Consider the following 15,058-nt stretch of genomic DNA (forward strand, 5'->3'; position numbering starts at 1 on the left):
AATTATTACCACCAGACTTCGGCTTGCACACCGGCCATAAATTCATCTTTACTTTTATCATCAAAATTAAAGTTAGAGAGTTCATTGTCCAAAATATTAATATATGTGCCATAGAAACGAATTTCAGGTCTTGAGCCTAAAATACTGGTTCCAACTTTAAAGGCATGGTAAAGGGTCGTTTTATATGCTGATTCATCAAGGGTAATACCTTGTTGAGTTTTATTACGTTGTTTAAACCAGCCTAATTCTACGCCAGTTTGATTCCAGGTATTCCAGATCCATGCTGGACGAATAACCGTACGAATACTATCGAAATCACTGTGTGCGCCGCTTTCATAACTGTATACATCTTCCCCATGAGAATAGACCAAAGCATTGGCCATAATGATATTGTCACCGAGATACATTTCTCCCTGGGAAATCAAACGCCAGGCAATACCGTCGGTATGATCGCCATAGTAGTAACGACCATGAGACATAGTATTGCTTGCATCGGAGAAACTGGCGAAACTACTGGCATAAGAGTTGTTAGCAATTTGCAGAGTAAATTCGTTAAACGCATCACGCTCCATGTTTTGACGAAGTATTGATGTCAACATCCAGCTATCTTTCATTTCAAAGTAGCTACCGTCATTTTCATTGTTTTCCTGTTGATTGGTTTTATTAGGTGAAGAGTATTTGGCCATCAGCGATAACATTCCATTATTCCATAAAGGTATATTCCTGTAGCGCAGATCGACAGAATTGGTATTCATTTGAGTGGTATGTTCAAAATCGCGGGAATAGACATCAACATCATCGCGGCTTAAGGAAACATCGAGCATGCCTGGCCCTAATGCCCAATTTTCAATACCCACTCCAGCGGCGACATCCGCAGTTAATGTTTTCCAGTCAAGCATCTGAATTTCATACTGAGGTAATTTATGCTTGCCCACCCAAAAATCAGCGTCAGGTGCAAAAGGTAAAAAACCACGAGTTGTCAGATAAATATCACTGAATTGCATGATATTTTCATTATCACTGTCGCCAAACCATGCGTCGTTGTATTGTTCACCAACGTTACCATCGTAGGTGACAATCGCATTAGCCGTTTTACCATCCTGATTATAAACGCGTTGATTTAATGTCAGATCGAACCAACCGCTCATTTCGTTACCAAAACGGCCCAACGATCCGGCTGCATAAGTTTCCGGCGAACCGTCATTACCCGTCCCCCATCCGGAGCGAAAATATCCCTGGTAACTAAAACCGATATCATCCTTAATGTACTTGCTGATATCTTTAAGCGTGACGCTTTCAATGGTGGTCTGTTCACCGTTGCTGTCAATAACGGCTATCTGCTGACTACCTTTAACCGTAGCATTCTCCGCGGATTGGGTGAGTTCGCCATTTTCATTCGCTATGTTATCGGCGACGGGGGATGATTTTGATGGTTCAGAAATAGCTGCCTTGCGGTAACCATTTGCTATTATACTGTGCTGCAAAGATGCAACCTTTGATTTGTAATGCCCCAATTCTTCTTTTGTTTTTTGCAGTTCATTCTTGTTTTCTGTCAGCTCTGTTTCAAGAAGTTCCAGCCTTTGTTCAATAGTTAATTTATTTGCCAGTGCGCTAGCAGGGTATAAAGCGAGGCATGCCAATACATATAAAATATTGGTTTTGTATTTATTTAATTGCATATAGAGTATCCTTGATAAGCTAAAATACCTTCCTCTAACTGGTTGCTGAAGGAAAGTAAATCAGGAAAAAAGCTCTTTCCTTAATGCTATTATTTCTTTGACTAAGTCCTGGCAAAGTATCGCATTCATCAAATGATCCTGTGCGTGTACGAGAATTAAATTGACATTTATTTTTCCGCAGCCTTCATCCTGGCTGATTAAAGCCGTTTGTATTTTATGAGCCTGAAGGCTTGCTTCTTCTGAGCTTTTCAGCAATTGCGTTACAGCATCCCAATTTTTTTCACGCGCATACTTCAGCGACTCCATTGCGTCGGAACGAGCTTGTCCGGCATGAATCAATAATTCCATTACTGTTTCTTCATTGGCAAACATAAATAACTCCTGGTTTTTATTTGATAATCTGATGGTTATTCAGCTGTGGTAGCATTCACTTTATTGGAAGCAATAACGAAGGGTAAATAGATCAATGTTGCAACGCCGAGGCAGAGCAAGCCCACGAGTAAAGCCAACCAGTTACCACCTGTTCCAAGAAATGCGATGAGGGGGCCTGGGGTGGTCCACGGCACGGCATAGGCAACCGGGGGAATGATTTTCATCGTGACAAAGAAATAGCCAATCAGCGAGTTAACAATCGGCACCAGAATGAAAGGCACCATCATTATTGGGTTCAATACAATAGGTAAGCCAAACATGACCGGTTCATTAATATTGAAAATACCGGGTATAAAAGACATCTTGGCCAGATCTCTATATTCAGCGCGACGTGAAGCAATAAAGATCGCCAGTAATAACCCTAAGGTCATACCTGAGCCACCGCAGTTTGCAAATGCATCGTTGATTGATGTCCAGGTTACCGGGTAGGGGGCATCCCAGGTTGCGCCGTGCTGGGCGGCCTAGGAAAGGTTTTCCAGGTTTGCTTCGGAAAAAACCGTTTCACGAATAGCTGATGTTGTATTAGGGCCATGGATCCCGAGAACCCACAGAAAATTTCCGACGGCGCCCAGAACGATGACAGCGAAGATGTTCGTCCCCATATGCTTGAGAGGAGCCTGAATTAACGTATAGATCAGATCGTTGAGCCCATTGGGAGAGATAAGGGAGAGTAAAAAATTCAGTGCTGAAAAAAAGATCATCACAAAGAAAATGGGTAATAACACTTTGAACGATCGTGCAACTGCAGGTGGAACCGCTGCTGGCATGGTGATGGTTATCTTGGGATTTCTTGCCATCCGACAAAAAATTTCACTGGTCAATAACGCCACGATGACTGCAACAAACAGGCCTTGTGCACCTAAAAATTTGGTTGTCAGAAATGCCTGGTTATCGATCATCTGATAGGGAGTATAAACAATGAAAAACGCGCCAATAGCTGTTAATCCACACAGAAGCTCATCCTGTTCGTAGCTGATTGCCATGTTTCTGGCGACGAGAAACGCAATCATGATGGACATGATATTCACGGAGCCATTCATTACTGGGGTAAAGATGGCTTGAGCCTTTTCCAGGTTCGGGAATATGCTGCTAAGATGCAGCAGTCCGGCGATAAAGCCATCGGGTGATAAGATCGCAAAATTTATTAATACAATTAATGAACTTGCCATTATAATTGGAAAGGTATAGACAAACCCATCTCTAACAGCAGCAACGTGCTTTTGTGAATTTAATTTTATTGCTATTGGAACAAGAAAACGTTCCATCCCTCGCTCAAAGGTATTCATTAATCCCATTACGGTCACCTGTAATTGTTAGGTATTTATTTTGGATAGGTCTTTTGGTTCCTGAGTTGGTTATTCTCAGGAGCAGGAATATACTATGCAGTGCGTTGGTTACTTGAGAAGTTTCAGTGCAAACTCCAGAACTGCTTTGCCATTCATTGATCCGTAATCTTTCATATCAATAACCGCGACAGGGATTTTTCCTTGTGCAACCTCTTCAATTTCAGATTTCTGAAAACGAATCTGTGGACCTAATAAGACAACATCGGCTTCATTGTTTTTGATCCGTCCTTTGGCTTCCGCAATAGCCAGAGCATTAATATTAAAATCAGCATTGATAGTTATGGCATGTTCAATCATTCTCTTTACTAACATGCTGGTCGACATTCCCGCGGCACAAACCAATAATATATTTTTCATATAAATCCTCAATTGTTATATTAAATCTGAATGACTACGTTTTAATATTATTTAATCCTTGGGGTGTTTTTTGTTACATTGGTCACAGTCGATATCGATAAATAGGTTCAGTTTGATTAGAAAAAATGAACAACTTTCCATTTTTTCGTTTTCATATAACGTAACCAATTGTTTTTTATGAATGCAAAGAGGTGCTAAAGTGGTATTCCAGAATATTGCAAAAATGCTGAAAGATATCATTAATGGATATTTATATAATGTGGGTGATTTATTGCCGTCAGAAGTCGAATTGGCACAGCGTTTTAATGTTTCACGCAATACCTTACGAAAAGCGCTGAATCTCTTAGAGAGTGAGGGGGTAATTGAACGTAAGCACGGTTCCGGTACCTATGTGAAGAAGAAGATTTTTGTCGCACATGTACATCACATGAACAGTTTTAGTGAGATTGCATATAACAGTGGTAAAGAGGTTGTTAGCCAGATTATGAAGTTTGAACTACAGGTAGCCTCAGGACGTATTGCTAAAGAATTAAATATGGAGCAAAGTGAATCAGTATATTATATAAAACGACTGCGGGTGATTGATAATAAACCAGCGCAATTAGAGGAAACCTGGCTTTCAGTGAGTCGCTTCCCGCAATTAACCATTTCACATATGAGGAATTCCAAATTTACGTATATAGAAAAAGAATGTAATATTAAAATAATTGGCACGTTTGAAACGTTTTCTCCGGTATTTCCAACGGCGGAAATAGCCAGTATTCTTCATACCAGTACCAAAGATCCAATATTGAGAATTCAAACGCAGGCAGTTGATGAAAATTACCAACCAATTGATTATTCTATATTGCATTCAAATATATTTGAGTTTCAGGTGAAATATTTTTTACCACGCCAGAAAGCATGCCAAGACTTAAAATGAAAAACGATGTCTGCATGCCAGAATAAAGGCTATTTTGTTGGTCACTTTAATGAGGGACGTAATGTCCCTCGTATGCGGGTTAAGACGGATGAATTGTTATTTTGTCAGCACCTTATGCGCTTTCTCTACGATGTTGTCCACCGTAAAGCCGAAGAACGGGAACAGCTTGTCTGCCGGCGCCGACTCCCCATAGCCCGTCATACCAACAATCGCCCCTTTCAGCCCAACATATTTGTACCAGTAGTCGGCAATACCGGCTTCTACCGCCACGCGTGCGCTGACGTTTGCCGGCAGGACCGACTCCCGGTACGTCTCATCCTGGGCGTCGAAGATATCGGTTGAAGGTAGAGAAACTACCCGTACGTTACGGCCTTCGCCGGTCAGTTTTTCCGCAGCCAGCAGCGTGATTTCCATTTCTGAACCGGTAGCAATCAGGATAACATCCGGCTTACCGCCGCTATCTTTCAGCACATAGCCGCCGCGGGCAATCTGCTGCACTTGCTCAGGCGTGCGTTCAACCTGCACCAGATTCTGCCTGGAAAGGATCAGCGCCGTAGGGCCGTTATGACGCTCGACTGCCAGCTTCCAACCCACTGCTGCCTCAACCTGATCGCACGGTCGCCAGGTGCTGAAATTCGGCGTCAGTCGCAGGCTGGCGAGCTGTTCGACGGCCTGATGTGTGGGACCATCTTCCCCCAGACCAATCGAGTCGTGGGTATAAACCATGATTTGTCGGGCTTTCATCAGCGCCGCCATGCGTGCGGCATTACGGGCATATTCAACAAACATCAGGAACGTTGCGGTGTATGGTACGAAGCCACCGTGGTGCGCGATACCGTTGGCAATCGCGGTCATACCAAATTCACGCACGCCATAGTGGATGTAGTTTCCTGCATGATCCTCCTTAAGAGAAGTGGAGCCTTTCCAGATGGTCAGGTTGCTGGGCGCAAGATCCGCTGAGCCGCCAAGCAGTTCGGGCAGCATCGGTCCGTAGGCGTTCAGGGTATTTTGCGAGGCCTTACGGGTGGCTATTTTGGCCGGGTTGGCTTGCAGGTCGGTAATATATTTCTGGGTTGTTTCTTCCCATGCTTCCGGCAGTTCTCCGCTCATCCGCCGGGTAAACTCTGCCGCCAGTTCCGGATGCGCTTGTCGATACGCCGCGAATTTCTCATTCCAGTCCTGTTGCGCTTTTTCGCCTTTCTCTCGCGCGTCCCACGCCCGATAAATCTCTTTGGGGACCTCAAAAGCAGGATGATGCCAACCTAATTTCTGTCGGGCCAGCGCCACTTCTTCTTCACCTAACGGCGCACCGTGCGCTTCCTCTTTCCCTGCTTTATTCGGTGATCCAAAACCAATCACCGTGCGGCAGATAATCAGCGACGGCTTGTCGGTAACGCTTTGCGCTTGCTGAATCGCTTTTTTCACCGCTTCAGGATCGTGACCGTCAATATCGTGTATCACATGCCAGTGGTAGGCCTCGAAGCGTTTCGCAGTATCGTCGGTAAACCAGCCGTCGGTTTCGCCATCAATTGAGATGCCGTTGTGATCGTAAAAGCCGATGAGTTTACCAAGTCCCAGCGTGCCCGCCAGCGAACAGACTTCGTGAGAAATCCCCTCCATCAGGCAGCCGTCGCCCATAAAAACCCAGGTGAAATGGTCGACAATCTTATGATCCGGCTGGTTAAACTGCGCCGCCAGCGTGCGTTCGGCAATCGCCATTCCGACAGCGTTGGCTAAACCCTGGCCCAGCGGCCCGGTGGTGGTTTCCACGCCCGGCGTGTAGCCAAGCTCCGGGTGGCCGGGAGTTTTTGAATGCAGCTGGCGGAAGTTTTTTAATTCTTCCAGCGGCAGGTCATAGCCGGAAAGATGCAGCAGACTGTAAAGCAGCATTGAGGCGTGGCCGTTGGACAAAATAAACCGATCGCGATCGTACCAGTGAGGATCGCTTGGATTATGGCGGAGGAAATCATTCCACAGTACTTCGGCGATATCAGCCATACCCATTGGCGCGCCGGGGTGGCCTGAGTTAGCTTTTTGTACGGCATCCATACTTAGCGCACGAATGGCATTGGCAAGATCTTTACGGGTCATAGGAAATACTCCTTGAAAAGTAAAGCGTTAGAGCGTGTGTTAATTCACACTTTTGGAGAATTTGCAGGCGTTGTCAGCAAAAAGCATAGCAGACAGGCATGGTATTGCTGGCTTAAGCAGGTAACATGGTTGTTATAAATTGATAACAAATTCTTTCTTTGAGTAGTGAGAGTTTGGGGACCTTCAAAGTTTGCGCCGCTGACAGAGGTGATAATGTGCGGCTCAATAGAAGGGTACCTGCGACACTTTTTTGATCGATACGTGAAAGGAACAACAAGATGGATGACCAGTTAAAACAAAGCGCCCTCGATTTCCACGAATTTCCAGTACCAGGCAAAATTCAGGTTTCTCCGACCAAACCGCTTGCCACTCAACGTGATCTTGCGCTGGCCTATTCACCCGGTGTTGCAGCACCGTGTCTGGAAATTGAAAAGGACCCGCTGGCGGCCTACAAATACACCGCGCGCGGCAACCTGGTTGCGGTTATCTCTAACGGTACGGCGGTGCTGGGGCTGGGCAACATTGGCGCGCTGGCTGGCAAGCCGGTGATGGAAGGTAAAGGCGTTCTGTTTAAGAAATTCGCCGGGATTGACGTGTTCGACATCGAAGTAGATGAACTCGATCCGGATAAATTTATCAACGTGGTCGCGGCCCTGGAGCCCACGTTTGGCGGCATTAACCTCGAAGATATTAAAGCGCCAGAATGCTTCTACATTGAGCAAAAGCTGCGTGAGCGCATGAATATTCCGGTCTTCCACGACGATCAGCACGGCACGGCAATCATCAGTACCGCCGCCATTCTTAACGGTCTGCGGGTGGTTGAGAAAAATATCTCTGATGTGCGCATGGTGGTGTCCGGCGCAGGTGCGGCAGCGATTGCCTGTATGAACCTGCTGGTGGCGCTGGGGATGCAGAAACACAACATTGTGGTTTGCGACTCCAAGGGCGTGATTTACAAAGACCGCGAACCGAACATGGCGGAAACCAAAGCGGCTTACGCGGTGGTGGATGACGGTAAGCGCACGTTGGACGACGTGATTGATGGCGCAGACATTTTCCTTGGCTGTTCCGGCCCGAAAGTGCTGACGCAGGAAATGGTCAAGAAGATGGCGCGTGCGCCAATGATTCTGGCGCTGGCGAACCCGGAACCGGAAATCCTGCCGCCGCTGGCAAAAGAGGTGCGTTCCGACGCCATCATTTGCACCGGTCGTTCCGACTACCCGAACCAGGTTAACAACGTTCTGTGCTTCCCGTTCATCTTCCGCGGCGCGCTGGATGTCGGCGCTACTGCTATCAACGAAGAGATGAAACTGGCCGCGGTACACGCCATTGCTGAGCTGGCGCACGCCGAGCAGAGCGAAGTGGTGGCTTCTGCCTATGGCGATCAGGACCTGAGCTTTGGCCCGGAATACATTATTCCTAAGCCGTTCGACCCACGTCTGATCGTCAAAATCGCCCCTGCGGTCGCGAAGGCGGCGATGGACTCCGGTGTGGCAACGCGCCCGATTGGCGACTTTGACGCTTATATCGATAAGCTGACCGAATTCGTCTACAAAACCAACCTGTTTATGAAGCCGATTTTCTCGCTGGCACGCAAAGCGCCGAAGCGCGTGGTGTTGACGGAAGGGGAAGAGGCGCGAGTGCTGCACGCCACTCAAGAATTGATCACTTTAGGTCTGGCGAAGCCGATCCTGATTGGTCGTCCGAGCGTGATCGAAATGCGCATCCAGAAACTGGGTCTGCAGATCAAAGCGGGCGTTGATTTTGAGATCGTCAACAATGAATCCGATCCGCGTTTTAAAGAGTACTGGAGTGAGTATTATCAGATCATGAAGCGTCGTGGGATCACTCAGGAGCAGGCGCAGCGGGCGGTGATTGCTAATACCACGGTGATCGGCGCGATCATGGTGCAGCGCGGTGAAGCGGATGCGATGATCTGCGGCACAATCGGCGACTACCACGAGCACTTCAGCGTGGTAAATGCGGTATTTGGTTACCGTGATGGCGTACATACGGCTGGGGCAATGAACGCCCTGCTGCTGCCAAGCGGTAACACCTTTATCGCCGATACCTACGTCAATGACGATCCTACGCCGGAGCAACTGGCAGAGATCGCTGTGATGGCGGCAGAAACCGTGCGTCGCTTTGGCATCGAGCCGAAGGTGGCACTGCTGTCGCACTCCAATTTTGGTTCATCTGACTGCCCGTCGGCCAGCAAAATGCGTGAGGCGCTGGCGCTGATTAAGGCTCATGCGCCAGAACTGATGATTGACGGTGAAATGCACGGTGACGCCGCGCTGGTGGAAAGTATTCGTAATGACCGGATGCCGGACAGCCCGCTGAAAGGCTCCGCCAATATTCTGGTCATGCCGAATATGGAAGCCGCGCGTATTAGTTACAACTTACTACGAGTTTCAAGTTCAGAAGGCGTAACGGTCGGCCCGGTACTGATGGGCGTAGCGAAACCGGTTCACGTATTAACACCGATTGCTTCTGTTCGTCGTATCGTAAATATGGTGGCGCTGGCGGTCGTAGAAGCGCAAACGCAGCCGCTGTAATTTCACTTTAATTAATTCCGGCGCGGGTTTCTCCCGCGCCTTTTTATTTCCTCTTTCTTAGTGATCCACTTCACCTTTTAAACCTGGTTGCCGAATTTTGTTATTTACTCTGACAAAAAATTGCCACGATGAGGGCAGTTTTAGCGGAGGCGGTGAGCAATGGAAAAAGAACGCATTATTCAGGAGTTTGTGCCGGGGAAACAGGTCACGCTGGCGCATCTCATTGCGCACCCCGGTGAGGAACTAGCGAAAAAGATCGGCGTTCCCGAAGCGGGCGCTATCGGCATCATGACGTTGACGCCAGGCGAAACCGCGATGATTGCAGGTGACTTAGCGATGAAAGCGGCGGATGTACACATCGGCTTTCTCGATAGATTCAGCGGCGCGCTGGTGATCTACGGCTCAGTAGGCGCGGTAGAAGAAGCGTTATTACAGACGGTAAGCGGCCTCGGGCGATTATTAAATTTCACTTTGTGCAATCTGACAAAAAGTTAATCAGAGGCGGCGATGAAACGTATTGCGTTTGTCGGTACGGTGGGGGCAGGGAAAACAACGCTCTTTAACGCGCTACAAGGGAATTATTCCCTCGCCAGAAAAACACAGGCCGTGGAGTTTAATGAAAACGGCGATATCGATACGCCAGGAGAATATTTTAGCCATCCGCGCTGGTATCACGCCTTAATTACCACGCTGCAGGATGTCGATACGTTGATTTATATACATGCGGCAAATGATAAAGAAAGTCGCTTACCTGCCGGGCTGTTGGATATCGGCGCCAGTAAACGACAAATAGCCGTTATCAGCAAAACGGATGTGCCGGATGCCGACGTCGCCGCAACGCGACAACTACTTCGTGGGATGGGGTTTCAGGAGCCAATTTTTGAGCTCAATTGCCACGACCCAAGCAGTGTGCAGCACCTGGTGGATTATCTGACTGAGCTCAGCCAAAAGGAGGAAAGGGCAGGTGAAAAAACTCATCACAGCTAACGATATTCGTGCGGCCCACGCACGCGGCGAACAGGAAATGTCTGTTGTTCTGCGCGCCAGTATCATCACCCCGGAGGCGCGCGAAGTTGCGGCGCTGCTCGGCGTCACTATCACTGAATGCGATGAATCCGCTCCGGCCACTATGTCGGCCACAACCGCAGCGCCTGCTGCGGTGGAGGACGGCAAAACGGAAAGCCAGCGCATTCGTGAAACCATCATTGCGCAATTGCCAGAAGGGCAGTTTACCGAAAGCCTGGTCGCCCAACTGATGGACAAAGTGATGAAGGAAAAGCAGTCGCTGGAACAGGGCGGAATGCAGCCGAGTTTTAAATCGGTGACTGGCAAAGGCGGTGTGAAAGTCATCGACGGCAGCAGCGTGAAGTTTGGTCGTTTTGATGGCGCGCAGCCGCACTGCGTCGGTTTAACCGATCTGGTGACCGACCAGGACGGCAGCAGTATGGCCGCCGGCTTTATGCAGTGGGATAACGCATTTTTCCCATGGACGCTGAACTACGACGAAATCGACATGATTCTGGAAGGCGAGCTGCACGTTCGTCATGAAGGCGAAACCATGATTGCCAAAGCCGGGGACGTGATGTTTATCCCGAAAGGCTCCAGCATCGAATTTGGTACGCCATCAACAGTGAAGTTCCTGTATGTGGCCTGGCCTGCGAACTGGCAGTCCTGCTAAGGCGGATGTATGAAGGATTTCATTACCGAAGCATGGCTCAGAGCGAATCATACGCTCAGCGAAGGGGCTGAAATTCATCTCCCCGCTGATGCTCGCCTGACGCCGTCTGCCCGGGAATTGCTGGAAAGCCGTCGTCTGCGCATTAAGTATATCGACGAGCAGGGAAGCTTGTTTGTTGACGACGAGGAACAGCAGCCGCAGCCGGTACATGGTTTAACCAGCAGCGATACACATCCGCAGGCGACCTGTGAACTGTGTCATCAACCGGTGGCGAAGAAACCTGACACGCTGACGCATCTGACGGCGGACAAAATGGTCGCCAAAAGTGACCCGAGGCTTGGATTTCGCGCCGCGCTGGACAGCACCATTGGTCTGGCCGTGTGGTTGCAAATTGAACTGGCGGAGCCGTGGCAGCCGTGGCTGGCGGATATTCGCTCGCGCCTGGGCAATATTATGCGGGCTGATGCTGTGGATGAACCGCTGGCCGCACAAGCCATTGTTGGTTTAAGCGACGAAGATTTACACCGCCTTTCGCATCAGCCGCTGCGTTACCTGGACCACGATCATCTGGTGCCTGAAGCCAGCCACGGACGTGATTGCGCGTTGCTTAATCTGCTGCGCACTAAAGTCCGCGAAACGGAAACGGTGGCCGCTCAGGTATTTATCACCCGCAGTTTTGAAGTCTTGCGACCGGACATTCTGCAGGCGCTCAACCGTCTTTCCAGTACGGTTTACGTAATGATGATTCTGAGCGTGGCGAAGCATCCGCTAAGCGTCAGCCAAATCCAACAGCGACTGGGGGAGAAGTCATGATCATTGAACGTGCTCGCCAACTCGCCAAACAAACGCCCGCTCGGGTGGTGTTCCCGGATGCGCTGGATGTACGGGTGCTGAAAGCCGCCAATTACCTGCACCAGCACGGTCTGGCACGCCCCATTCTCGTCGCCAGCCCGTTTGCGCTACGCCAGTTTGCGCTCAGCCATCGCGTAGCTATGGATGGTATTCAGGTTATTGATCCACAAAGCAATGTAAAGATCCGTGAAGAGTTTGCCCTGCGTTGGCTAGCCCGCGCGGGCGAAAAAACGCCGCCGGATGCGCGCGAGAAGCTCAACGATCCACTGATGTTTGCCGCCGCGATGGTCAGTGCCGGTAAAGCCGATGTGTGTATTGCAGGCAACTTGTCGTCAACGGCAAACGTGCTGCGTGCAGGATTGCGCATTATTGGATTACAGCCTGGCTGCAAAACGCTGTCGTCAATTTTCCTGATGCTGCCGCAGTATCTCGGGCCGTCATTAGGATTTGCAGACTGTAGCGTTGTGCCGCAGCCCACCGCTGCACAGTTGGCGGACATCGCCATCGCCAGCGCTGAAACCTGGAAGGCGATCACGGGTGAAGAGCCGCGCGTGGCCATGCTGTCGTTTTCCAGCAACGGCAGTGCTCGTCATCCCAATGTTGCTAACGTGCAGCAGGCTACGGAGATCGTTCGTGAGCGTGCCCCACAGCTTACCGTGGATGGGGAACTGCAATTTGATGCCGCTTTTGTGCCGGATGTCGCCGCGCAAAAAGCGCCCGCCAGTCCGTTAAAGGGCAATGCCAATGTGATGGTTTTTCCATCGCTGGAGGCAGGCAATATTGGTTATAAAATCGCCCAGCGTTTGGGAGGGTATCGTGCCGTTGGTCCATTGATTCAGGGCCTTGCAGCACCGCTTCATGACCTCTCTCGTGGCTGTAGCGTACAGGAAATTATCGAACTGGCGTTAGTGGCAGCTGTGCCGCGCCAGACTGACGTGAGCCGTGAAAGCGTCTCGCAAACACTGGTTGAATGAACGGTCCCGTTCTGGACCCCTTTGATTAAGAGGAAAGCATAATGGAAGCATTAGGAATGATTGAAACCCGGGGCCTGGTTGCACTGATTGAGGCTTCTGACGCAATGGTTAAGGCGGCGCGCGTGAAACTGGTTGGCGTGAAGCAGATCGGTGGCGGCCTGTGTACTGCCATGGTTCGTGGTGATGTGGCAGCCTGCAAAGCGGCTACGGATGCTGGTGCTGCTGCCGCGCAGCGTATCGGTGAACTGGTTTCTGTGCACGTTATCCCGCGTCCGCATGGCGATCTGGAAGAAGTGTTCCCGATCAGCTTCAAAGGCGACAGCAACGATATGTAAGTCGTCCAAGTGACGCCACTGGATCGTTGAGAGAAAGCTGGCGTCACCCTCTCTCCTTTTCACATTACCTTCTGCGGAGGGTAGGGGGAGGTTTTACCTGAAATATGCCACGGAGGCGGGTATGAAACTGGCAATCGTCACAGGACAAATTGTTTGTACCGTTCGCCATCAGGGGCTCGCGCACGACAAGTTGCTGATGGTGGAAATGATTGATGCCCAGGGAAATCCCGACGGGCAGTGCGCTGTTGCGATAGACAGCATCGGGGCGGGAACCGGAGAGTGGGTGCTGCTGGTCAGTGGAAGCTCAGCCCGCCAGGCGCACCATAACGACTCATCGCCTGTCGATCTGTGCGTGATTGGCATCGTCGATGAAGTGGTGGCAGGTGGGAAAGTGGTATTTCACAAATAAGGCAGAAAATCATGAATCAACAGGATATTGAACAGGTCGTGAAAGCGGTGCTGCTGAAAATGAAAGACAGCAGTCAGCCCGTCAGTGCCGTTCAAGAAATGGGCGTCTTTGCCTCCCTGGATGACGCAGTAGCGGCAGCAAAAGTGGCTCAGCAGGGGCTGAAAAGCGTCGCTATGCGCCAACTGGCCATTCACGCCATTCGTGAAGCGGGCGAAAAACACGCCAGAGAATTAGCGGAATTTGCCGTCAGTGAAACCGGCATGGGACGCGTTGAAGATAAATTTGCCAAAAACGTGGCGCAGGCTCGTGGCACCCCAGGCGTGGAATGCCTGTCTCCACAGGTATTGACCGGCGATAACGGCCTGACGCTGATTGAAAACGCACCGTGGGGCGTGGTGGCTTCGGTAACGCCGTCCACCAACCCGGCGGCGACCGTCATTAACAACGCCATCAGCCTGATTGCCGCGGGTAACAGCGTCGTCTTTGCGCCGCATCCGGCAGCAAAAGGCGTTTCTCAGCGCGCGATCGGCCTGCTTAACCAGGCGGTAGTCGCCGCGGGTGGTCCGGCTAACCTGCTGGTAACCGTTGCTAATCCGGATATCGAAACCGCACAGCGTCTGTTCAAGTACCCGGGCATCGGACTGCTGGTCGTTACCGGTGGGGAAGCGGTGGTGGAGTCTGCGCGTAAGCATACCAACAAGCGTCTGATTGCCGCAGGTGCCGGTAACCCGCCGGTGGTGGTGGATGAAACGGCCGATCTGACTCGCGCCGCGCAGTCCATCGTCAAAGGCGCATCGTTTGATAACAACATTATCTGTGCCGATGAAAAAGTGTTGATCGTCGTGGATAGCGTTGCTGATGAACTGATGCGTCTGATGGAAGGCCAGCACGCGGTCAAACTGACAACCGCCCAGGCTGAACAGCTACAACCGGTACTACTGAAAAATGTCGATGAGCGCGGTAAAGGCACGGTCAGCCGTGACTGGGTCGGGCGCGACGCGGCAAAAATCGCAGCGGCGATCGGCCTGAACGTTCCGGAGCAAACCCGCTTGTTGTTCGTCGAAACCTCCGCCACGCATCCGTTTGCTGTGACTGAACTGATGATGCCGGTGCTGCCGGTGGTGCGGGTAGCTAACGTTGACGAAGCCATTGCGCTGGCCGTTACGCTCGAAGGTGGTTGTCACCATACGGCGGCGATGCACTCACGCAACATCGACAATATGAACCGTATGGCTAACGCCATCGACACCAGCATTTTCGTCAAGAACGGACCATGCATTGCCGGCCTTGGACTTGGTGGCGAAGGCTGGACGACCATGACCATTACCACGCCAACCGGGGAAGGGGTTACCAGTGCGCGCACTTTTGTACGCCTGCGTCGCTGTGTGCTGGTGGATGCGTTTCGCATCGTATAAGGAGTGAAAA

At 50.4% G+C, this 15,058-nt stretch carries 14 protein-coding genes and 1 pseudogene; 10 read left to right on the top strand and 5 right to left on the bottom strand.

Annotated elements, in window-relative coordinates; genetic code table 11:
* Positions 1 to 5: 5 nt before the first annotated feature.
* From OGY15_RS07155 to OGY15_RS07170, 4 genes and pseudogenes are all read right to left on the bottom strand, one after another.
* A complete protein-coding gene (locus OGY15_RS07155) occupies positions 6 to 1,679 on the bottom strand; it encodes a carbohydrate porin (protein WP_286538880.1) in 1,674 nt (557 codons plus the stop codon).
* A gap of 60 nt (positions 1,680 to 1,739) precedes the next feature.
* Entirely contained in the window at positions 1,740 to 2,051 is a 312-nt protein-coding gene (locus OGY15_RS07160) for a PTS lactose/cellobiose transporter subunit IIA (RefSeq protein WP_192464952.1), read from the bottom strand.
* A gap of 35 nt (positions 2,052 to 2,086) precedes the next feature.
* A pseudogene (locus tag OGY15_RS07165) lies at positions 2,087 to 3,406 on the bottom strand (PTS sugar transporter subunit IIC).
* 99 nt (positions 3,407 to 3,505) lie between these two features.
* Positions 3,506 to 3,814, bottom strand: coding sequence for a PTS sugar transporter subunit IIB (locus OGY15_RS07170; RefSeq protein ID WP_286538881.1), 309 nt, complete (start codon positions 3,812 to 3,814; stop codon positions 3,506 to 3,508).
* 199 nt (positions 3,815 to 4,013) lie between these two features.
* Here OGY15_RS07170 and OGY15_RS07175 point away from each other — a divergent pair, with 199 nt between their 5' ends.
* Positions 4,014 to 4,736, top strand: a complete 723-nt coding sequence (locus tag OGY15_RS07175) for a GntR family transcriptional regulator (protein WP_151217627.1) — start codon at positions 4,014 to 4,016, stop codon at positions 4,734 to 4,736.
* Between the two features lie 96 nt (positions 4,737 to 4,832).
* On the opposite strand, the gene tkt is transcribed toward OGY15_RS07175, so the two are convergent.
* Positions 4,833 to 6,827, bottom strand: a complete 1,995-nt coding sequence (gene tkt / locus OGY15_RS07180; RefSeq protein WP_278238395.1) for a transketolase — start codon at positions 6,825 to 6,827, stop codon at positions 4,833 to 4,835.
* A gap of 278 nt (positions 6,828 to 7,105) precedes the next feature.
* Here tkt and maeB point away from each other — a divergent pair, with 278 nt between their 5' ends.
* From maeB to OGY15_RS07225, 9 genes are all read left to right on the top strand, one after another.
* Positions 7,106 to 9,385, top strand: coding sequence for an NADP-dependent oxaloacetate-decarboxylating malate dehydrogenase (maeB, locus tag OGY15_RS07185; protein WP_286538882.1), 2,280 nt, complete (start codon positions 7,106 to 7,108; stop codon positions 9,383 to 9,385).
* Between the two features lie 159 nt (positions 9,386 to 9,544).
* Positions 9,545 to 9,880 (top strand): ethanolamine utilization microcompartment protein EutS, encoded by a 336-nt coding sequence (gene eutS, locus OGY15_RS07190; RefSeq protein WP_003037995.1) that lies wholly within the window; start codon positions 9,545 to 9,547, stop codon positions 9,878 to 9,880.
* A gap of 12 nt (positions 9,881 to 9,892) precedes the next feature.
* Positions 9,893 to 10,372, top strand: coding sequence for an ethanolamine utilization acetate kinase EutP (eutP, locus tag OGY15_RS07195; RefSeq protein ID WP_151217625.1), 480 nt, complete (start codon positions 9,893 to 9,895; stop codon positions 10,370 to 10,372).
* Positions 10,350 to 11,063, top strand: coding sequence for an ethanolamine utilization acetate kinase EutQ (gene eutQ, locus OGY15_RS07200; protein WP_151217624.1), 714 nt, complete (start codon positions 10,350 to 10,352; stop codon positions 11,061 to 11,063). Before eutP ends, eutQ begins: the two co-directional genes overlap by 23 nt.
* A gap of 9 nt (positions 11,064 to 11,072) precedes the next feature.
* A complete protein-coding gene (gene eutT / locus OGY15_RS07205; protein ID WP_005121906.1) occupies positions 11,073 to 11,876 on the top strand; it encodes an ethanolamine utilization cob(I)yrinic acid a,c-diamide adenosyltransferase EutT in 804 nt (267 codons plus the stop codon).
* On the top strand, positions 11,873 to 12,889 hold the full coding sequence (pta, locus tag OGY15_RS07210) for a phosphate acetyltransferase (RefSeq protein ID WP_286538883.1): 1,017 nt from the start codon (positions 11,873 to 11,875) through the stop codon (positions 12,887 to 12,889). The genes eutT and pta overlap by 4 nt, the downstream gene beginning before the upstream one ends.
* Positions 12,890 to 12,930: 41 nt before the next feature.
* Positions 12,931 to 13,224 carry an ethanolamine utilization microcompartment protein EutM gene (eutM, locus tag OGY15_RS07215; protein ID WP_005121908.1) on the top strand — a complete coding sequence of 98 codons (294 nt, stop codon included), beginning with the start codon at positions 12,931 to 12,933 and terminating at the stop codon, positions 13,222 to 13,224.
* Positions 13,225 to 13,345: 121 nt separating this feature from the next.
* Positions 13,346 to 13,633: an ethanolamine utilization microcompartment protein EutN gene (eutN, locus tag OGY15_RS07220; RefSeq protein ID WP_005121909.1), complete on the top strand. Its 288-nt coding sequence runs from the start codon at positions 13,346 to 13,348 to the stop codon at positions 13,631 to 13,633.
* A gap of 11 nt (positions 13,634 to 13,644) precedes the next feature.
* On the top strand, positions 13,645 to 15,048 hold the full coding sequence (locus OGY15_RS07225) for an aldehyde dehydrogenase family protein (RefSeq protein ID WP_005121910.1): 1,404 nt from the start codon (positions 13,645 to 13,647) through the stop codon (positions 15,046 to 15,048).
* Positions 15,049 to 15,058: the final 10 nt, after the last annotated feature.

The organism is Citrobacter sp. Cu231 (assembly GCF_030332265.1).
Taxonomy (GTDB): domain Bacteria; phylum Pseudomonadota; class Gammaproteobacteria; order Enterobacterales; family Enterobacteriaceae; genus Citrobacter; species Citrobacter meridianamericanus.